This window comes from Plantibacter sp. (assembly GCF_059073635.1).
In genome coordinates, this window is record NZ_JCACOF010000010.1 from 462,986 (window position 1) to 482,814 (window position 19,829).

Consider the following 19,829-nt stretch of genomic DNA (forward strand, 5'->3'; position numbering starts at 1 on the left):
GGGACGGAGTTCAGGCGGGGACGACGACTCCCCCGGCTTCAGCGATCTCGGCGAGCGCCGCATCCCCGGCGGCCCGGTCGACGGGCGCGACGAGACCTGCGAGGACGCGGACCTGCAGGCCGTGCTCGATGGCGTCGAGCGCACTCCGGCGGACGCAGTAGTCGGTCGCGAGACCCACGACGTCGACCTCCGTGATGCCGGCATCCGTGAGGACCTCGTCGAGGCTCAGCCCCTCGGGCGTCACGCCCTCGAAGATCGAGTATCCGTGGGCACCCTGGCCCTTGCGGATGTGGGTGTCGACGCTCTTGGTGTCGAGCGCGTGGTGGTACTCGGCGCCTGCACTCCCCGCGACGCAGTGCACCGGCCAGTTCGTCACGTAGTCGGGCTCACCCGTCGCGAAGTGACCGTCGTTGTCGCCCTCGGCGTCGTGCCAGTCGCGTGAGGCGAACACGTGCGCGTACTCGTCCCCGTGCTCGGCCAACAGCTGCGTGACCCCCGCGGCGACGGCCTCGCCGCCGTCCACGCCGAGCGCACCGCCCTCGGTGAAGTCGTTCTGTACGTCGATGATGAAGAGCGCGCGCGCCACGATGCCTCCGGGTTGTCGTCGTCCCGCCTCGGTGGAGGTGGGTTCCATCGAGGGTAACGCCGGGGAACCGACCGGGTCAGGTGGTTGCGCCGTCGTGGTTCAGAGCCGACGTGCGCGCTCCTTGCGGCGGTCGAAGAACTGGAGACCGATGTTCACACCCATGACGACGGTGCCGAGGAGCATGGCGACGAGCCCGGCGATCCGGAACCCGACCGGCAGCTCCAGGAGCAACGCGAAGACGACCCCGAGCACGATGAGCGCGGCACCCGCGGAGAACAACACCAGATACTTCATGCCCCAACGGTACCGGCTGAGCGGCGACCCCGGGACGGGACCGCGACCTAGGGTGGAGACATGACCCGTCTCCCCCGCCGCGCGCACCTGCTCACCGCGGCGGGCGCCGCCCTCCTGCTCGCGGTCACCGCCGCCGGCTGCTCCACCGTTCCCGAGCGGTGCGAGCTCCGACACCGGACCGACCCACTCAGCGGGCGGGTTCCCCACGGACGTCGTCTTCGACTACCAGCTCGGTGGCGGCTACGAGCCGGCGGCCGGCGTGGGCGGCGTCGCCCGCGACAGCACCGACTCCCCCGACCCCGACCGGTACTCCATCTGCTACGTCAACGGGTTCCAGAGCCAGCCGGCCGATCGCGAGGCCTGGCTGGCCGAGCCGGACCTCGTCCTCACCGACGACGCCGGTGAACCGGTCATCGACGAGAACTGGCCCGACGAACTCATCTTCGACCTCTCCACCGACGACCGTCGCGCGCGCATCGCCGAGCGGGTCGGTGCGAGCATCACCCGCTGCGCGGAGGCCGGCTTCGACGCCGTCGAGATCGACAACCTCGACTCGTACACCCGGTCCGACGGTCGACTCACCGTGGAGGACGCGATCGCCCTCGCCACCCGGTACGCCGACCTCGCCCACGACGCGGGCCTCCTCATCGGGCAGAAGAACGCCGCCGAGCTGGGCACGCGAGGACGGGACGACGTCGGGTTCGACTTCGCCGTCGCGGAGGAGTGCCACCGCTTCGACGAGTGCGCCACCTACACCGAGGTGTACGGAGGCGCCGTGCTGGACATCGAGTACACCGACGACCTGCGCGGCACCTTCGACGAGGTGTGCGCCGATCCGCAGGTCCCGTTCTCCACGATCCTGCGCGACCGCGACCTCCGGACGGCCGACGACCCCGCCCACGTCTTCGACGCCTGCGCTCGGTAGGCCCCGGCAGGAGATCCGCTCCGGGGCAGGAGCTTCCGCGGCGAAGCATCCTGTTGCGGGGTGGACCCCCGGCGCCCAGGCATCTCCAGCAGGTGTCGGTAGCGTGGAGGCATGATCCGGACCCACGACGCATGAACCTGGAGCAGCTGGAGGCGGTCGTCGCGGTCGTCGACTACGGCTCGTACGCCGCAGCGGCCGACGTCCTCCGGATCTCGCAGCCCTCGCTCACGAGACGCATCCAACGCTGCGAGACGGACCTCGGGCTCGCGCTCTTCACCCGGGTCGGTCGGCGCATGCAGGTCACCGACGCCGGACGGTCCGTGCTCGGCCCGGCGAGGCGGATGCTCCAGGAGGCGAACGGGCTCCGTGCGCTCGCCGACGCCCAGCAGGCGCTCACCGCCGGCACGCTCCGGATCGGCGCGCTCCCCTCGCTCGTCGCGACCCACGTCCCGGAGCTCGTCGCCCGGTTCCACGCCGCGCACCCCGACGTCCGCATCGAGGTCACGGGCGCCGTCGACTCCGCCGAACTGCTCGAGGCCGTCGACCTCGGGCGCATCGACCTCGGCGTGGCCGATGTGGCCACCGCCGGCCCCGGTGTCGAGGTGCGGCTCCTGGAGGAACAGCGGTTCGCGATCGTCCTCCCCGGCCTCAGGACCGTCGCCGAGCGCGAGGCCGAGCACACGCCGCCGACCATCACCGGCGACGAGCTGGCCGCGCACACCCTGGTGACCCTGCCGCGCGGGACGTCGATGCGCGCCGTGACCGACGAGGCCTACGCCCGCTTCGGCGTGCAGCCACCGCGGGTCATCGTGACCACCCAGCGCGACGCGCTCACGCGGTTCGCGACCGCCGGCGTCGGGCTGACCGTGGTGCCCGAGCGTCTCGCCGACTGGGCTGCGGCGAACGGCGCCCGGGTCCGCCGGTTCCCGACACCGGTCACGAGGAGCATCGGCCTGCTCGTGCGCCACGACAGCGTCGGGACACCCGCCGTGAGTGCCTTCCTCCGTTTGGCGGAGCGGGTCCCACCCGGGGACTGACGACGACCCGCGTCAGCCGCAGAGGTCCGCGGCGGCGTTGCGGGACTCGACCTCGACGGGCGCCGGCGCGGCAGGCGGGGTCAGTGAGGCGAAGTCGTCGCCGATGACGAGCACGACGTCCTCCTCGTCCGGTCCCGGTTCGCCGCTCACGACGACCGTGATCCCCAACTCCTGGGCGAGCGAGGCGGCCGTCGCCCGAGCCGCGTCCGAGTCGCGCGCGAGCAGGAGCGTGACCGGGGTGTCCGTCTCCGCGTCGCCGATCGACGCGACGGTGTAGCCGAGGGCGGTCAGTCGGTCGGCCGTCGCCGTCGCGACCCCGTTCGTCTGCGAGCCGTTGAGGACGCTGACCGCCTCGACCCGCACCGGTTCGACCGGGGCGACCGGCTCGGCGGGGGACGCATCAGCGGTTCCCGCGATCGGCACCGGGACATCGGTGGCGAGGCTCGAGAAGACGATCGCGGCGTCATCGCTCGGGACGACCCGGTTGGCGTCCGACGGCGCCTCGGTCCACGGCATGGTCAGGAAGGTGATGGCCGACGCCGGCACCTGCGAGACCCGGTGCGCGAGCGAGGTCAGGCTCGCGAGGTCGCCGAGCGCGGTGTCGACGGTGAGCGAGGAGGTGACCGCGTCCAGGAAGCGGATGAGGCGGTCCGGCCGGGTGAGCACCTCGGCACTCAGCGCCCGCTGCACGATCGCGGACATCACCATCTGCTGGTTGCCGAGGCGCGAGATGTCGCTGCCGTCACCCACCGCGTGCCGGGTGCGGGCGAGCGCGAGCGCCTGCGTCCCGTCGATGACCTGTGCTCCGGCGGGCAGCGCGAGGTTCGAATAGGGGTCCTCCATGTCCGACGGCAGACACACCGCCAGCCCGTCCATGCCGTTGACGATCGCCTGGAAGCCGCTGAAGTCGAGCTCGACGAAGTGGTCGATCGGCACACCGGTCATCGCCTGCACCGCGGCGACCGAGCAGGCGGCCCCGGAGTTCAACGCCGCGTTCACCATCCCGTAGTCGTCGGGCGTCCCCCGCCCGGTGTCCGTGCACATCGACAGGTCGGTCAGCGTGTCACGCGGGATCTGCATCGCGTCGATCCGGGTGTTGCCCTCGGACACGTGCACGAGCACCATCGCGTCGCTGCGCTTGGTGCCGGTGTCCTCGCCGTAGTCGCCGACCGCGAGGTCACGGCTGTCGGAGCCGAGGAGGAGGACGTTGATCGCCGGGTCCGGTGCGCCCGGCTGCGCGGGCTCGGTCGAACGTCCGGTCGGGGCGGCGATGGCCTCGGAGCTGAGGTTGCCCTGCAGTCGCAGTGCGAGCGCACCGACACCCCCGAGGAGCGCGAGCACGAGGCCGCCTGCGATGCCGACGATGAGGCGCCGACGGCGGACCCGTGCGCTCACCCCACCGCCGTGACGGCGAGCGTGGGCGGCACGTGGGCGGACGGGTGCCTCGGGAGATCGGGAGATCGGGTCTGCGCATCGTCCCAGTGCACCAAGCGTCGAAGCGGCGGACAAGCAGCCTGCCCGGTGCGACTCATACGCGGCGCGCATGCGTCGGAGGATCAGCTCACGGGCGAGGCGACCTCCGAGCCACGCAGCCCGGGCACCGCACGCTTGCCGAACTGGCCGGTGACGACCAGGATGAGCGCCGTCGCTGCGAGGAGGATCCAGCCCGGCCAGCCGAGCAGGGTGCCGAACACACTGCCGGTGTCCTGCATCGACGTCGGGCTGGCGAACAGCAGCAGTGCCCCGACGGCGGCGTTCACCGCGCCGTGGGCGATCACCGCCGGCCAGACCGAGGCGGAGCGGAGCCGCAACCAGCCGATGAGGACGCCGAGCAGCATGCACCAGCCCACCATGAGGAGCAGGCCGAGGACGTCGGTCCGCTGGTAGTTGTAGCCGAGGAGGATGAGCGGTGCGTGCCACACGCCCCAGATCGCCCCGGACAGCAGGAGGGCGGGCCAGGTGCCGAGCGGCAGGAGGTTCGGCAGCAACCAGCCGCGCCAGCCGAGTTCCTCCCCGAACGCGGACAGCGATGCCACCAGGACGCCGAGGGGCAGGGTGAGGAGCTGGACCAGGGCGACCGTGGTGAGGTCGTCCCGCCCGAGCTCGCCGGCGCCCGAGGCGGTCATGATGGCGGCGAGACCGGACAGGCCGACGAGGTCGAGCTCGATGAGCCCCATGGCCTGCCCGAGCAGCATGGAGCAGAACGCGAGGACGGGGAACCCGACGAGCGCCGCCGCGCAGAGCCCGAGGGTCCGGCCGAGGGGACGCAGCGGCGCGAGTCCGAGCAGCCGCGGGATGCTCCTCGGGCGGGCGACGAACAGCACCACGACGAGCGCGGCGATGGTCGGGGTGTACATCATGCCGAGGGCGATGAGCTGGAACCAGGGGTTCGCGAGTCCCTCACCCGACAGCCACAGCGGTGCGGCGATGAGCCAGGCGAGGCCGACGGCGAGCACGGTGAAGACCGTGACGGCGACCCACGGGACCCTGGTGGGCAGGATCGGGGCCAGCTCGCGGTTGCGCCGGCGCTGGCGGTCCGCCGCCGACTCCGGCTGCTGCGCGAGCACGGCCCGCCCGGCGGCACCGATCACCGGAGCCCGCGGCCGGTGCGGGCGATCCGCCGGCGATCGGCGTCCGGATCGGCCCAGGCGCGGGCTGTCCGATCGGCGCCCAGCCGCCCTCGGTCGGTGTGTCGTCCGGTCGCTGCATGTGATCCCCCGTGGTCGCGAACAGCTTCCCACGCTACGGAGCGACGGCGCGGGGCGCATCCGCCGCCCGGGGGATCACGCGGTGAGGTGACAGCCGCAGGACTCCCGCAGGAGGAGCCCGACGGGGACGACGGTGCTGCGCTCGTGCTCACCGTCCGCGTCACCGAAGCGGGCGAGCGCCCGGGTGGCGGCCAGGCGGCCCAGTCGTGCCGGGTCCTGTTCGATGACGCTGACCGCCGGATCGAGCTGGTCGGCCATCGGGAAGTCGCCGAAGCCGAGCGAGGCGATCCCCCGCGAGCGCAGCGCTGGGACGAGCGCCATCGTCACCCGCGCGTTGGCCGAGAACAGGGCCGTCGGCGGGGAGGCGAGGGCGAGGAGACCGTCGACCACGGCGGCGGCCGGTTCGCGGTCCGTCGCGTCGAGGCTGACGAGGGCGTCGTCGAGGTCGATCCCGCTCTCGGCGAGCGCCGAACGGTAGCCCTCGAGTCGGCGACGGGTGCTCGGCGGGTGTGCCGAGTCGGCGATGAAGGCGACCCGGGTGTGCCCGTGCTCGAGCAGGTGCCTCGTCGCGAGGTAGGCGCCGCGGTGGTCGTCCTCGACGAAGCTGTCGGCGTCGAGTCCACCGGGGGCGCGGTCGACGAACACGATGGGCGTGTGCTCGGCCCACGGCGCGAGCCACGACTGGTCCTCCGCGACGGGCGCGAGGACGAGCCCCATGAGCTGTGAGCGGAGCAGCGAGTCGAGCACGGCACGCTCGCGCGCCGGGTCGTCGCCGATGCTCGTGACGAGGGTGGTGATGCCCGAGACGGAGCAGACCTCCTCGACGGCGCGGACGACCGCGGCGAAGAAGGGGTCGACGACGTCCGGGACCGCGACGCCGACGGAGGAGGACCGCCCGGCGCGGAAGGTGCGCGCCAGGACGTTCGGGACGTAGTTCAGCTCCCGCATGGCCGATTCGACCCGCGACCGCGTCTCCGGGAGCACGTGCGGGTCGTCGTTGAACACGCGGGAGACCGTCTTCGAGCTCACCCCGGCGAGGGACGCCACGTCCTGCATCGTGGCCATGGCTGCTCCTCGGGTGGTTCCACCTGCGTGGCGTGGTCGGATCGGGCTGGTTCGCGGGCGGCGACCGAGGACGCCGCCCGCGATCCGTCAGCGACCGGCGAGCGCGGTCTCGATGACCTGCTCGAGCTCACGGAGGCGAGGCAGCGCACGGTTCGTGAGCAGTTCCTCACGCTTCGCCGACGAGATCGAAAGGCTATCCTTCCACAGCGAACGACCGGCCATCGCGCCGCCGGCACCGTTCTCGACCGCGGTGCGGACCTGGCCGACGAAGGTCTCGTGGTCGACGCCGGCGGACAGCACGGCCCACGGCACACCGGCGGCGGCCTCGGTCACGGCTGCGGCGGCCTCGGCGGAGCCCGGGTACTGGAGCTTCAGGACCTTGGAACCGGCGGCGACGGAGATCTCCGCGGCGCCGCGCACGAGCTCGGGGAAGATCTCGGCGTAGGCCTCGTCGCTCTCGCCGTCGAGCTGGTAGACGAGGATCTCGACGATGAGCAGCACGCCCTCGGCGGTGCACTCCTCCACGAGGCGGGCGATCTCGTCGATGACGACCTGCTCGGCCTCCCGCTGGTCGGAGCGCAGGTAGAAGAGCATCTTGGCGGCGTCGCCACCGAGTTCGCGGACCCGACGGGCGTCCATGCCGGGGACGTACTTCGTCCGGCGCAGACCGTTCTCGGTGTCGAAGCCCGAGGAGTCCATGCCGACGACGAGACCGGTCGTGCGGGAGAGGGTGCGCTCGTCGACGACGAGCGGGAGGGCGACCTCCGGGTCGAGGAGGATGGCGGGTGCGTGGTTGCCGAGGAACCGGACGAGGTCGCTCTTGGCCTCGGCGAGTTCGTCACGGCTGATGCCGGCCGCGCCGTTCGGGGCGTCGGTCATGACGGCCTTCATGCCGTTGCGCTGGTCGCCGGCGACGATGAGCATGCCGCCGCCCGGGGTGCTGATCGTGGCCATGGCGCGGCGTTCGAGCGTCGTCAGCTCGTTGGTCCTGGTGGCTACTGCGTTCATGAGGTGCTCCTTGTGCTTCGGATGGGGTCTGATCCCGGCAGCGGTCGCGCCGGGGAGGATCGGTCTGGGTCGTCGGGTGGTCGGTCGGTCAGGGGTGTGATCGGGAGGTGGCTGGTTCGAGGAGGGCCCCGGCGAAGACGGCTGCGCCGTATGCCGTGTCCTGGGACCGGTGCGACACCTGCACGCCGGGCAGGACGGCCGCTCGGGCGCGTTGCACGGACCGCATGCTCGGCCCAGCCGCCGGTGAGCAGCGCCGAGGTGGCCGGGGCGACCTCGCGGTCCATCGCCGCGATGAGCACGGCGAGTTCGTCGTTGCCGTGCCGGAGCACCGCTTCGAAGATCTCTGCCGGTCCAGCGCCGTCGGCACGGACCGTGAGCTTGAGGACGCCGTCGTCGTTCCGGGCGCCCGCGACCGAGATGTCACCGTCGCCGAGCAGCCCGCCCGCCGGGAGCGCCATGACCTCGTCGTCCAGGCGGTCGCGCCCTGCGCGGTCGGTCACCCCGACGAGCTGGAGGGTGCGACGCATGAGCAGGCCGGTCTTGACGCCGGCGACGAGCACCCAGGTGCCCGGCACGACGTGACGGACGCAGTTGATGAACACCTCGGCGAGGCGCTCCCGGGCGGCGAACGGGAGTGGTTCGTCGAGGCGTCGCAGCAGGACCTCGGCCGTGCCCATCGACACGTGGTACCGCTCGGCGGGGAACGAGCCGGTGGAGACGGCCGACACGAGGTGGTCGTGGCCGGCGACGGTCAGGGCCGCACCGGAGAAGACCGGCGGCACCCACGGGCTGCTCGCGGCGCCGAGCGGGGCACCGGCGTCGGTGAACGGCGGGAGGAACGACGCGTCGACGCCGAGGTGGTCGAGCAGTTCGGGCCACGGCTCACCCGTGTCCTGATCGAGCAGGCCGGTGCGCGACGAGAGCGAGTACTCGGCGGCCTCCTCGCCGCCGAGGGCCGAGACGAGGTACTCCGGCAGGTTGAGCCAGCGCGTTCCGGCGAGGTCGAGTCCGGCGTCACGGAGGTGGAGGAGCTTGATGACCGAGACCTGCACGCCGAGCGGCAGGCCGGTCCGACCGGCGAACTGCTCGGCGATCTCGGCCGGGAGGGCCGCGAGCTGTTCGGCGCCGCGCGGATCGAACCAGGCGATGGCGGGCGCGACGGGCCGGCCGACGGCGTCGAGGACGATCCCGGACTCCCCCATGCCGGAGACGGCGAGCGCCCGGACCCGCGCGGCCGGCCCGAACCGGTCGACGAGTTCCGCACCGACGTGGTCGAGGAGCTCCCGGACGGTGGCGATGAGGGACGCCGCCTCCATCACGGTCGTGCCGCCTGGACCGGCGAGCCACGGGGTGGGCAGCTGGTGGATGAGGACCTCGGCGCCGTCGGCGTCGGTCACGAGGATCTTGACGCCGGTGCTGCCGAGGTCGAGGCCGGCGACGAGTCGATCCGAGGCCACGGAGGTGACGGCGGTCGAGTCGAGGTTCGCAGCAGGGTGCACGGCGGTGTCCGTTCAGGTTCCGACGTCCGTGTCGGCTTCCGACGATGACTCCATGTCATCGATGTCATGGCGAGCATACCTCGTTCATGTCATCGATGACATACCCCAGCGTGAATTCTTCGGAAACCGGGAACCGGATGCTGGCGGAGGCCGGTGGGCTCAGTCGCCGAAGTCGTCCGCCGCCGGCTCGAACACGATCTCGAGGTCGACCTCGAACGACTCCCCGGGCTCCACGATCCGGCCCGCCTTCCCGCGATCCGGACCGGCCGCGTGACTCGGCCAGCAGGTGCCGGGTTCGATACCGAGGGCGTACGACCCCGCGGCCGTGCTCCGCCACACCGTGAGGAACGGCAACTGCTCCGGCCGGAACCGGACCGTGACCGTGCCGGCCTCGCCCGACAGGGTCGCGATGGACCAGCCGTCGGGCCCGGCGACCGCGTCGAGGGCGTCGACCTGCTCGTCGGCCGCCGGCTCGGGCTCGCCGATCACCCGCCGCCAGCCACCGGCGTCCGGGCGTTCGGACCCCGCCCCGCCGGGGACGTCGGCCTCGGCCGCCACGACGGCACCGCCGTGCAGCACCGGCCAGCCGAGGTTCACGTGGTAGAGCAGGCGCACCGGCTCGGCGACGAACCCCTCGTTCCGGACGACGTCGTGCAGACGGATCCGCGCGACGCCGACCTCGGCTCGGATGCTGCGGGTCACCGTGAGGTTCTGTTGGAAGACGGCGCCCTCGCGGAGCAGGCCGTCGACGAGGAGCTCGTACCGGCCCGCCGCGGTCCATCGCCCCTCGCGGCGGGTCACGGTCGCCGGGATGCGATGCGCCCGACCGTGCATCCCGCCGTCCGCCTCCGCGGCCACGCCGACCGCGGTGAGCCCGCAGGTCGTCAGCAGACCGCCCTGCCAGCGACGGGCCCAGCTCTCGGCCTGCGGAGCGGTCGTCGGCGCGACGAAGGACACGACCTCGCCGTTCCAGGAGGCCTCGCCGAGGTCGAGGAACTGGTCGACCTCGACCGTGACCTCGAGTCCGCCGAGGTGGCGCAGTTCGATCTGGCGCCGGCCCGTCGACGGCCCGTCGTCGACGCGGACCGCACGCGGAGCCCACGCACGCTCGACGGCACCGGATCGGGCTTCGACGAAGCGTCGACGCCGGGCGCCCCACACGGCGTCGCGGTCGGCCTGGTCGTCGGGCGTCTGTTCGGGCGGCGTCGTCGTCATGGCGGGTCCTCGGGTCGGTGTGGTCGGGTCGAACGGTTCGGCGGGTGGGGCTGGCTCAGAGGGCGGTGTAGCCGCCGTCGATGACGAGGCTCTGGCCCGTGAGGTACGAGGAGGCGTCGGACGCGAGCAGCAGGACGAGCCCGTGGAGGTCCTCCGGCTGGCCCATCCGGCCCGCCGGGATGCCCGCGGTCCACTCGGCGGCGAGGTCGGGGTTCGCCTCGGTGAACTCGCGGGTCATGTCCGAGAGGAAGTACCCGGGGGCGATCGCGTTGACCCGGACGCCGGAGGGTGCCCACTCGACCGCGAGTGACGACGCGAGGTGACTGACCGCCGCCTTCGAGGCGTTGTACGAGGCCTGGAACTGCGGCTGGTTCACGATGAACGCCGACATCGACGAGATGAAGACGGCCGAGGCGGGCCGACCCGCCGCGATGGCACGACGGGCGAAGGACTGCGCGGCGAAGAAGGTGCCGTCGAGGTTCACGGCGAGCACCTTCCGCCAGGTGTCCGCCGGCACGTCGACGCTGTCGCCCCAGATGGTGATGCCCGCCGCGGTCACGAGCAGCGACGGCGCGCCGAGCTCGGCCTCGGCAGCGGCGAAGGCGGCCTCGACGGCGGTGGCGTCGGTGACGTCGACCGCATGCGCCGAGGTGCGGACGCCGTACTCGGACGCCAACCGCTCGGCCGACTCGTGGACGGTCGGCAGGAGGTCGAGCAGCGCCACCTGGACGCCCTGCGCGGCGAGCGCCGTGGCGATCGAGTAGCCGAGCCCGCGGGCCCCGCCGGTGATGACGGCCGTGCGGCCGTGGAGGTCAGAGAACATGTGCGGTCCTTCGATCGGGGCGGGCTGGTGGAGGTGTCGTCGGGCGACGCGAGTCGCTCAGATCTCCTGGTCGGTGGGCAGGATGACGAGGTCGCGGATGGTGACGTGCCGGGGTCTGGTGAGCATGAAGAGCACGGCCTCGGCGACGTCCTCGGAACGGATGCCGGTGCGCGCGGCGATCTGGTCCTCCACGCCTGAGGCCCCCTCGGCGATCCCCCACAGTTCGTTGAGCACGACGCCGGGGGCGACCGCGCCCATCCGCACCCCGGATCCGACGAGGTTCCGCCGGGTGGTGTGGACGAACGACTGCATGGCGTGTTTCGTCGCGGAGTAGACGGGCTCCCAGTGGATGTCCTGGTGCCCGGACACCGAGCTCGTCACCAGCACGTCGCCCGCGCCCTGCTCGACGAGGTGCGGCAGCGCTGCGCGAACCGTCGCCATCGCTCCGAGGACGTTGACGCCGACGAGCTCCTCGATCGCGGTCATCGGGGTGTCGACGACGTCACCGCCGACGTAGAGGCCAGCGTTGGCGAGGACGATGTCGAGGCGTCCGAAGGCGGCGAGCGCCAGGGCGACGGCCTGCTCGGACACGGCGGGGTCGGCGAGGTCACCCGCCAGGAAGACGCTCGGTGTCGGCAGGGCGTCGGCGACGCCCGAGAGTCGCTCGGTGGAGCGTCCCACGAGCACCGTGCGCACCCCGGCGGCGGCGAGCGCCTGGGCGTACGAGCGGCCGATGCCCGAGGACGCTCCGGTGATGATCGCGACCTGCCCGGTGAGGTCGATGGCGCTGGTCGACACGCTCATGTCGTGGTCCTTCCGTGCGCCGCCCCGGCGCGGTCGGTGGTGGATTCCTGCGCGGCGAGCGCGGCTCGACGCAGCAGTTCGTCGGGTCTCGTGTCGATGCGGGCGACGGCCTCGTCGCTCAGGTACACCGGCCCGCCGGCGGCGAGCGCTCCGAGGAGCACCTGGGCGACCTTCACGGCCATCTCGGTGATCCGGAGGACCTCGGCCGCACTCGATCCGAGGGCGAACATCCCGTGGTTCTGCAGGTACACGACCTTCGGTACCCGGCCGGTCGTTGCGAGCTGCTCGCGCAGCAGGCGGCGGACCGTGCGGGCGAGCTCGAGACCGGGGTCGACGTACGGCACGAGCAGCGGATCGGTACCGAGGACCACGATCTGGTCGGGGAAGAGCGACCCGCGGGTCAGGGCGTCGGCCGACGGCGAGCACAACAGCGCGTTGACCGGCACGGGATGGGTGTGGCCGACCGCGACGACGCCGGGCAGGTCGAGGCAGACGGCGTGGAGGATCGCCTCCACCGAGGGGCGCCGACCGTTCCCGGCGAGCGCCGCGGCATCGAACAGCGCGGCCACCTCGGCGTCCCCGCCCGTGTGCGAGTCGACGAGGTCGAGCACCGGTCCGATCGCGAGACGGACCGCGTCCTCGGTGGTCGCCACGGCCAGGGACGCGCCGCTCGCCTTCACGAGCATCGCCCGAGCACCGTCCTCGGTCAGGAGCAGGGAGGTGTTGCCCTCCGCCAGGAGCGCCCACGCCCGATCGGGACGCCCGAGGTCGCGCGAGAAGGCGACGAAGCGGTCGAGGAGGTCCGTCTCGGTCTCCGGTTGGTCGATGCGGTCGGTCATGTCGGTGTCCGCTCATGGTCGTGGTCGTCGGGTCGTGGTCGTCCTGGCCGTGCCGGTAGACCGTGTCGAGTGACGGCGCGTGGCCGGCCGCGACGAGTTGCACGGCCAGATTGCCGAGCGCCGAGGCCTCCGCAGGACCAGCGGTGACGGGAAGACCGGTCCGTGCCGCCGTGCGGGCGCACAGGAGCCGGTTGCGCGATCCGCCGCCGACGATGCGGACCGAACGGATCGTCACCCCGGTGATCGCCTCGCAGGCCCGGACCGTCTCGGCGTAGGCGACCGCGAGACTCTCGACCACGCTGCGCACGACGTCGCTCCGTCCGCCCGGTGGACGCTGTCCGGTCTCCCGGCAGAGGGTCGCGATCCGTTCCGGCATGTCACCCGGGACGAGCAGCCGGGGGTCGGCGACGTCGAACACGGCGGGCGTGACGTCCGTGGCTGCGTCTCGTTCCAGCTCCGACACGGCCGCCACGAGTTCGACGAGGTCGACCGCGCTGCCGTCCTCGGCGGACCAGGCGCGGGCGCACTCCGTGAGCAGCCACATCCCAGCCAGGTTGCGGAGGAGCAGTGAGGATCCGGCGACACCGGCCTCGTTCGTGAAGCCGGCGGCCCGCGCGCGCTCGGTGAGCACCGGCGCCGGCAGACATACCCCGACGAGGGACCAGCTGCCACTCGAGACGAGGAGCTCCGCGCCGTCCGGGCGGGCGAAGGCGAGGGCGGACGCGGTGTCGTGCTCCGCGACGCGGTGGACGGGGATCGGCACGCTCGACCCGAGACGCGCGGTGACCTCCGGCGTCGTCGGGCCGGCGACCGTCCCCGGTGCGACCACCGGCGGGAAGTCGAAGCCGTCGAGACCCCAGCGACGGATGAGCTCCGCCGCCCAGTCGCCGGTGCCCTGATCGAGCAGCTGCGTCGTCGAGGCGATCGTGCGCTCCGCTCCGACGACGCCCGTGAGCAGCCACACCCAGAGGTCCGGGACGAGCAACACGGTCGGGCGATCGCCGTCGGCTCGGCGCGCGTCGAGCTCCTCGGCGCGGGACCGCAGCTGATACGAGGTGTTGATGGTCTGCTCCAGCACGCCGGTCACCGCGTAGGCCGTCGCGGCGTCGACGAGCACGGCGGCACGGGCCGGTCCATCGGCGTCGGCGCCGCGGTGATGCAGCACGGTCGGGAACGCCGTACCGGTGCCGACCCCCACGAGTGCGATGTCGACGCCCCAGCTGTCGACCCCGATCCCGTCGAGCACGCCGCCGGCGGCCGCTGCGATCCGGACGGCCTCCGCGAGCCCGACGATGGTCTCCTCGAACAGGCGCTCCGCATCCCACCGGAGTCGACCGTCCTGCGTGATCGGGCCGTTCGGGAACCGGTGTACCTCGGTGAGTTCCAAGCGGCCGTCGGCCCAGCGCCCGAGCATGACGCGACCGCTCGACGCGCCGAGGTCCACGGCGGCGTGGAAGCGTGGAACGGCCTGATCGATCATGGCGTCGTCGCCTCGTCGCGTGGCGGCGTGGCCGGTTCGCTCAGCGGCGTCGTCGGGTCGGGGTCCTGGACGGCGACCGGTGTGGTCAGCGCCTCGAGGGAGGTGAGGATGGTCGTCGCGCTCGACACGGCGAGTGCACCCCAGGCGGCGGCCGAAGCGACCGCCGCCGCCGGATCGTCCCGTCCGTCCTCGCCGTGGAGTCCGACGAGGAATCCGGCCAACGAGGCGTCGCCGGCACCGGCCGTGTTCACGACCGTGGCTGCGACGTGCGCGTGCCACAAGCCCGCCGCCGTGCGGAGGAGCGCTCCGTCGGCCCCCATGCTCACGTAGACGAGGTCGCAGCCGGCACGGTGCAGTTCGTCGGCGGCGGAGGCGACATCGCCGATCGTCAGCAGCTCACGGCCGGTGAGCTCGGCGAGCTCGTGCGCGTTCGGCTTGAGCAGGTGGACGAGGTCGAGGTTCGCGACGGCGGTCTCGAGCGCCGCACCGGCGGTGTCGACGGCCACGCGCGCTCCCCGGTCACCCGCCTGCCGGAGCAACTGGAGGATGTCGACGAGGCCGGTGCCGCCCTGGACCGTCGGGATCGTGCCGGAGAGGACGAGCCAGTCCGCGCCGATCCGGTCGATCTCGGCCCCGGCGGTCGCGACGACGGCGGCCCAGTCCTCGGCGCGCAGCGGGATCGCCGGTTCGTTGATCTTGGTCGTGCCGGTCGCGGCGTCCAGGATGGTCGTGTTCACGCGCGTCCGACCGTCGGTCGGGACCACGGCGAGCAACGTCCGGAGTGCCGGGTCGTCGGCGAGGATCCGTCCGTCCGCACCCATCGGCACCACCGCACGGACCGGGAGCCGAGAGAGGGTGACCGCCCGCGCGACGTTGACGCCCTTGCCGCTCAGCTCGGTGGACACGCCCACCGCCCGGTTGACGTCGCCGAGTCGCAGCCCGTCGACGCGGTAGGTCTGGTCGATCGCGGCCGCCGGCGTGACCGTGACGATGCCGCTCATGCGTCCGCCCCGACCGTCTCGACGCGGACGCCGGTCGCGAGGAGGGCGTCGAGGGTCGGTTCGTCGACGCCCTGATGCACCACCGCCACGTCGAGACGAGCGGCCGGGACGGAGGCCGCGAGGCCGTCTGCGCCGAACGTCGCCGGGTCGCCCAGGAGGATCGTCGTGGAGGCCAGCTCGACCGCCGAAGCGACGACCGCGGCCTCCTCCGGCGAGGCGTGGAGCAGTCGGCCGTCCGCGGAGACACCGAGCGCCTCGACGACCGCGACGTCGAGGCGGAGGCCGGCGAGCTGCTCGCGCGCCCAGGCGCCGGTGAGGACGCCGCGCCCGTCCGCCGTCCCGCCGACGAGGTGGACGACGGCCGATTCCTCGGCAGCGGCCGCGGCCAACGCCACCGGCACCGAAGCGGTCACGATGACGGTCCCGGCGGTCGTGGCGAGACCCGCGGCGAGCGCCTCGCAGGCCGAGCCCGCGCCGAGGAAGACCGCTGAACCCGGGTCGACCAGGGTCAGCGCTTGCGCCGCGAGCGCACCGGACACCCCGGAGTCCTGGCCCGGGTCGAGGTCGACCCGCACCGCCCCGCCGTGCGCGCGTCGGAGGCGTCCGTCGAGTTCGAGGACGCGGAGGTCGCGCCGGATCGTCTCCTCGGTCACGCCGAGGTCCACTGCGAGCACGCCGACCTCGACCCGCCCGTCCTGGTCGAGTCGGGTGAGGATCTGCCGACGCCGGTCGTCCACCGGGCTGGACGTGGCCGTCCCGCGGCCTCCGATGGACGCGCTCATCGTTCCACCCCGGCGCGGTCGTCGCGTTCGGACGCCGGAGCGTCCGGGCTCGACTCCTCGGCCCGCCGTCGCCACCAGGGGCCGATGGCCTCGACGAGCTCGTCGAACGCGGTTCCGACCCCGGCCCAGTACGCGGCCGAGGCGTCCGTCGGCAGGACGGCGGGTGCGTGTCGGACGACGTCGCGCTGGGCCTGTTCCACCGACGGCAGGAGTCCGGTGGCGACCCCGGCGACGATCGCGGCGCCGAGGGCTCCGGCCTCCTCGGAGTCGACGACCGTCACGGGTGCTCGTAGCGCGTTGGCCACGAGTTGTACGTACAGCGGTGACCGCGCGAGGCCGCCGCCGAGGACGATCGGCTCGTCCCACCGGAACCGTTCGCCGAGCGCACGGGTGTGCCAGCGGTGCATGAGCACGATGCCCTCGAGGGCTCCGCGCAGGACGTGTGCCCGGGTGTGCCAGTCGCGGACGCCGGCGAGGGTGGCCGACGCTTCGGCGCCGAGCGGCGAGTCCGATTGGAAGGGCAGGACGAGCGGCACCTGCTCCTCCGGAGGGAGTGCTGCGGCCTCGGCGATCAGCGCGTCGCGGCCGGTGGCGTCGGTCACGCCCAGGAGCCGGAGCGTCCAGTCGAAGGAGGGCGATGCCGTCGCCGAGGTCGACATCGCGATCCGCAGGTCCGGGGTGATCGAGAGGCGGGACTGCCACCGCGGGTCCACGTCGGGCTGGGTCGTCGTCACGCCGTTGGTGCTGAACGAGCCGGCCACGAGGGCGAGCCGCCCGGGGACGAGCGCTCCCATGCCGATCGACGAGGCCTGCACGTCGTGGAGTCCCGACACGACCGGTGTCCCGGCGACGAGGCCCGTGACCGCGGCGGCCGCCGGCAGCACCGACCCGACGATCGTGCCGCTCGGGTTGATCGGCGGCAGCAGACGGAGCAGTTCGGCGGGCAGGCCGTAAGCGTCGAGGACCTCGGCGCTCCAGGTGGCGGTCCCGACGTCCAGGAAGGAGGCGCAGGCGTCGGAGTAGTCGGTGGAGATCTCGCCGGTGAGCCGCAGGCGGACCACGTCCTTGCAGAAGAGCATCGCGGCTGCCTGCTCGACACGCTCCGGGTCGTGGCGGAGCAACCAGCGGAGGAGGTTGCCGGCGGCGCCCGGCGTCGGCAGCTGTCCGGAGCGTTCGAGCACCACGCGCAGCCGGTCCGGGTCAGCCGCGAGTTCGGCGGCCTCGACGTGCGCCCGGGAGTCCATCGCCGTGATGGCCGGGCCGACCGGCGCTCCCTCGGCGGTCACGAGGTGCAGGCCGTCGCCGTGGCCGGTGATCCCGACGGCGGCGACCAGGGTCGGATCGACACCCGAGGTCGCCATCACCTCCGACACCGCATCGGCGACCGCGGCCCACAGGGCGTCCTGCGACCGCTCGGCGTGCCGGGCGACCGGGCGGTCGACGGGGCTCGCGCGCCGAGCGACCGCGACCGGCAGCAACCGCTCGTCGTGCAGGACGGCCTTGACGGCGGTCTGCCCGACGTCGATCCCGAGCAGGAACCGCGACCCCGACTCGTGGGGTGCGCTGTGCGGCCCGTGCTCAGCCATCGGCGGCCTTCCGTTCGTCGTCATCGTCGTCGTCGGGTGCGCCCGATCATGTTGATCTTCGCACCGATCCCACCGAATCGGAAGGGATATCGGACAGATTCGGATACGCTGGCCGGACCGGACGGAGCAGTCATGTACCCAGCAGAGCGTCACGCCGCGATCCTCGCGGGTGCCCGCGACGGCGACGGCGCCCTGTCGGTCGCCGAGCTGAGCAGCCGACTCGGCGTCACACCGGAGACCATCCGTCGCGACCTCGCCGTCCTCGAGCGACAGGGGCTCATCCGCCGCCACCACGGTGGCGCGGTCCTCGCCCGGCGACCCGCGTTCGAGCCCAGCCTCCAACGACGCCGCGAGGGCGAGCGCATCGAGCGCGCCGCCGTCGCCCGGCTCGTCGTCGAGCAGCTCCCCGAGGAAGGGGTCGTCCTCCTCGACTCCGGTGCGATGACCCTCGAGGTCGCCGCGCTCCTCCCCCACACCAGCCGACTCCTCGTGGTGACGAACAGCCTGCCGATCGTCGCCCTGCTCGGTGGCCGGCCGCGACTCACCGTGCTCGCCCTGCCCGGGCGGGTCCGCGCCGTCACCCAGGCGACCGTCGGTGCGTGGACCGTCGAACGGCTGTCGGGGCTCCACGCCGACGTCGCCGTCCTCGGCGCCAACGGGGTGGGGCTCACCTCGGGCGCCACGACGACCCTGCCCGAGGAGGCCGAGGTGAAGCGGGCGATGCTCGGCATCGCCCGACGACGCATCCTCGCCGTCACCGCCGCGAAGTTCGGCACCACCTCGTTCCACCGGGCCGCGGGACTCGACGAGTTCGACCAGATCGTGACCGACGACGGGCTCGACCCGGACACCGTCGACGCGCTCGCCGAAAGCGGTCCCGAACTGCTGCTGGCCACCACCTGACCAACCCCACCGGCACCGGGCCGATCGTCCCACGTGCACCCCGAGAGGAACCACCATGACGCTCGTCTCCACCGCCGCGCTCCTCGACGCACAGCGCGCCGTGCTCGCCTTCAACGTCGTCCAACTCGAACACGGCGAGGCCATCCTCCGCGGCGCGGAGCTCGCGGGCCGCGGCGTCATCCTGCAGGTCTCCGAGAACGCGGCGAAGTACCACGGCGGCCTCGCGCCGATCGGGCTCGCGAGCCTGGAGCTCGCCCGCGAGACCGGCACCGCGACCGCCGTACACCTCGACCACGCCGAGGACGAGGCGCTCGTCGAGGAGGCGGTACGGCTCGGATTCACCTCGGTCATGTTCGATGCGGCGACCCTCCCCGACGAGGAGAACCGCGAGCGCACCGCAGCGGTCGCCCGCGCGGCTCAGGCGCAGGGCGTGTGGGTCGAGGCGGAACTCGGGGCGATCGGCGGCAAGGGTGGCGCACACACGCCCGGCGTCCGGACCGACCCCGGTGAGGCCGTGGCGTTCGTCGCGGGCACCGGCGTCGACGGCCTGGCGGTCGCGGTCGGCAGCTCGCACGCGATGACGTCGCGGAGCGCGACCCTCGACTTCGGCCTCATCCGCGAACTCGCGGCAGCCGTCCCCGTCCCGCTCGTCCTGCACGGTTCGAGCGGCGTGAGCGACGAGGACCTCGTGCGGGCGGTGGACGCGGGCATGCGCAAGATCAACATCTCGACCCACATCAACGGCGTCTTCACCCGAGCCGTCCGTGAGCGCCTCGACGCGGACCCGTCACTCGTCGACCCGCGGAAGTACCTCGGCCCGGCGCGCGACGCCGTCGCCGCCGAGGTCGCGCGGCTCCTCACCCTCGTCGCATAGGACTCGTCGCCGACCCGACCGTCAGTCGATCGAGTCGTTCACAACCAGTGGACGATGTCCGGGTCCAGACAGACCCCGCCGAGGCCCTCGGTGGTGGTGACGCCGTCCGCGAACCGGATCACCACGGCCCGTCCCTCCATACGCACGTACTCGGCCCGGAGCCCGAGTCGGAACGGGACGTCGGTCGACGCGGTGGCCGCACGGCTCGCGCGTTCGGGGACCGTGATGACCAGGCGGTGGGCTCGCCCCGCTGCATCGACGACCTCGGCCTCGATCCGTCCCGGAGCATCGTCGGACAGCCGGCGCACCGCGGTCGCCGCGACGATCACCTGGGTCATGTCGCGATTCTCGCACCCCGTGGAGGGTGGCGTCGAGGCGGAGCTGCCGGACGCAGCGCGAC

General features: G+C 72.9%; 19 protein-coding genes and 1 pseudogene. 4 read left to right on the forward strand and 16 right to left on the reverse strand.

The window, feature by feature from the left end; all coding sequences use genetic code 11:
• Nucleotides 1–10 precede the first annotated feature (10 nt).
• Together AC5JOC_RS14330 and AC5JOC_RS14335 are read right to left on the reverse strand one after the other, a co-directional pair.
• Entirely contained in the window at nucleotides 11–586 is a 576-nt protein-coding gene (locus tag AC5JOC_RS14330; RefSeq protein WP_494246890.1) for an isochorismatase family protein, read from the reverse strand.
• Between the two features lie 99 nt (nucleotides 587–685).
• On the reverse strand, nucleotides 686–1,087 hold the full coding sequence (locus AC5JOC_RS14335; protein ID WP_494246623.1) for a hypothetical protein: 402 nt from the start codon (nucleotides 1,085–1,087) through the stop codon (nucleotides 686–688).
• 52 nt (nucleotides 1,088–1,139) lie between these two features.
• Here AC5JOC_RS14335 and AC5JOC_RS14340 point away from each other — a divergent pair, with 52 nt between their 5' ends.
• Both AC5JOC_RS14340 and AC5JOC_RS14345 read left to right on the forward strand, forming a co-directional pair.
• Nucleotides 1,140–1,805, forward strand: a complete 666-nt coding sequence (locus AC5JOC_RS14340) for an endo alpha-1,4 polygalactosaminidase (RefSeq protein ID WP_494246624.1) — start codon at nucleotides 1,140–1,142, stop codon at nucleotides 1,803–1,805.
• Nucleotides 1,806–1,936: 131 nt separating this feature from the next.
• Entirely contained in the window at nucleotides 1,937–2,842 is a 906-nt protein-coding gene (locus AC5JOC_RS14345; protein WP_426738707.1) for a LysR family transcriptional regulator, read from the forward strand.
• A gap of 12 nt (nucleotides 2,843–2,854) precedes the next feature.
• Here the strand turns inward: AC5JOC_RS14345 and AC5JOC_RS14350 are convergent, their stop codons facing one another.
• From AC5JOC_RS14350 to AC5JOC_RS14410, 13 genes and pseudogenes are all read right to left on the reverse strand, one after another.
• A complete protein-coding gene (locus AC5JOC_RS14350; RefSeq protein ID WP_494246625.1) occupies nucleotides 2,855–4,237 on the reverse strand; it encodes an LCP family protein in 1,383 nt (460 codons plus the stop codon).
• 161 nt (nucleotides 4,238–4,398) lie between these two features.
• Nucleotides 4,399–5,433, reverse strand: coding sequence for a CPBP family intramembrane glutamic endopeptidase (locus AC5JOC_RS14355; RefSeq protein WP_494246627.1), 1,035 nt, complete (start codon nucleotides 5,431–5,433; stop codon nucleotides 4,399–4,401).
• Between the two features lie 192 nt (nucleotides 5,434–5,625).
• Nucleotides 5,626–6,615, reverse strand: a complete 990-nt coding sequence (locus tag AC5JOC_RS14360) for a LacI family DNA-binding transcriptional regulator (RefSeq protein WP_191941509.1) — start codon at nucleotides 6,613–6,615, stop codon at nucleotides 5,626–5,628.
• An 87-nt stretch (nucleotides 6,616–6,702) separates the two neighbouring features.
• Entirely contained in the window at nucleotides 6,703–7,623 is a 921-nt protein-coding gene (locus AC5JOC_RS14365) for a hypothetical protein (RefSeq protein WP_197479028.1), read from the reverse strand.
• On the reverse strand, nucleotides 7,620–9,122 hold the full coding sequence (locus AC5JOC_RS14370; RefSeq protein ID WP_494246628.1) for an FGGY family carbohydrate kinase: 1,503 nt from the start codon (nucleotides 9,120–9,122) through the stop codon (nucleotides 7,620–7,622). Before AC5JOC_RS14370 ends, AC5JOC_RS14365 begins: the two co-directional genes overlap by 4 nt.
• 159 nt (nucleotides 9,123–9,281) lie before the next feature.
• Nucleotides 9,282–10,337 carry a DUF4432 family protein gene (locus tag AC5JOC_RS14375; protein WP_494246629.1) on the reverse strand — a complete coding sequence of 352 codons (1,056 nt, stop codon included), beginning with the start codon at nucleotides 10,335–10,337 and terminating at the stop codon, nucleotides 9,282–9,284.
• 55 nt (nucleotides 10,338–10,392) lie between these two features.
• Nucleotides 10,393–11,160 carry an SDR family oxidoreductase gene (locus AC5JOC_RS14380; protein WP_494246630.1) on the reverse strand — a complete coding sequence of 256 codons (768 nt, stop codon included), beginning with the start codon at nucleotides 11,158–11,160 and terminating at the stop codon, nucleotides 10,393–10,395.
• Nucleotides 11,161–11,217: 57 nt separating this feature from the next.
• Entirely contained in the window at nucleotides 11,218–11,964 is a 747-nt protein-coding gene (locus AC5JOC_RS14385; protein ID WP_124769738.1) for an SDR family oxidoreductase, read from the reverse strand.
• The gene (locus tag AC5JOC_RS14390; RefSeq protein WP_124769739.1) at nucleotides 11,961–12,803 is read right to left on the reverse strand and encodes a class II aldolase/adducin family protein; all 843 of its coding nucleotides are present in this window, start codon (nucleotides 12,801–12,803) and stop codon (nucleotides 11,961–11,963) included. Before AC5JOC_RS14390 ends, AC5JOC_RS14385 begins: the two co-directional genes overlap by 4 nt.
• Nucleotides 12,804–12,900: 97 nt before the next feature.
• Nucleotides 12,901–14,283: pseudogene (locus tag AC5JOC_RS14395) on the reverse strand (rhamnulokinase); the annotation flags it as partial.
• Nucleotides 14,280–15,284 carry a 1-phosphofructokinase family hexose kinase gene (locus AC5JOC_RS14400; RefSeq protein WP_494246631.1) on the reverse strand — a complete coding sequence of 335 codons (1,005 nt, stop codon included), beginning with the start codon at nucleotides 15,282–15,284 and terminating at the stop codon, nucleotides 14,280–14,282. The gene AC5JOC_RS14400 and the pseudogene AC5JOC_RS14395, both read right to left, overlap by 4 nt.
• Nucleotides 15,281–16,066 (reverse strand): DeoR/GlpR family DNA-binding transcription regulator, encoded by a 786-nt coding sequence (locus AC5JOC_RS14405; protein ID WP_494246632.1) that lies wholly within the window; start codon nucleotides 16,064–16,066, stop codon nucleotides 15,281–15,283. Before AC5JOC_RS14405 ends, AC5JOC_RS14400 begins: the two co-directional genes overlap by 4 nt.
• Nucleotides 16,063–17,652 (reverse strand): FGGY-family carbohydrate kinase, encoded by a 1,590-nt coding sequence (locus AC5JOC_RS14410; protein ID WP_494246633.1) that lies wholly within the window; start codon nucleotides 17,650–17,652, stop codon nucleotides 16,063–16,065. Before AC5JOC_RS14410 ends, AC5JOC_RS14405 begins: the two co-directional genes overlap by 4 nt.
• 132 nt (nucleotides 17,653–17,784) lie before the next feature.
• Between AC5JOC_RS14410 and AC5JOC_RS14415 the strand changes: the two genes are divergently transcribed.
• The gene (locus tag AC5JOC_RS14415; RefSeq protein ID WP_124769744.1) at nucleotides 17,785–18,555 is read left to right on the forward strand and encodes a DeoR/GlpR family DNA-binding transcription regulator; all 771 of its coding nucleotides are present in this window, start codon (nucleotides 17,785–17,787) and stop codon (nucleotides 18,553–18,555) included.
• 55 nt (nucleotides 18,556–18,610) lie between these two features.
• A complete protein-coding gene (locus AC5JOC_RS14420; RefSeq protein ID WP_463530255.1) occupies nucleotides 18,611–19,429 on the forward strand; it encodes a class II fructose-bisphosphate aldolase in 819 nt (272 codons plus the stop codon).
• 38 nt (nucleotides 19,430–19,467) lie between these two features.
• On the opposite strand, the gene AC5JOC_RS14425 is transcribed toward AC5JOC_RS14420, so the two are convergent.
• Nucleotides 19,468–19,767 (reverse strand): hypothetical protein, encoded by a 300-nt coding sequence (locus AC5JOC_RS14425; RefSeq protein WP_285025990.1) that lies wholly within the window; start codon nucleotides 19,765–19,767, stop codon nucleotides 19,468–19,470.
• Nucleotides 19,768–19,829: the final 62 nt, after the last annotated feature.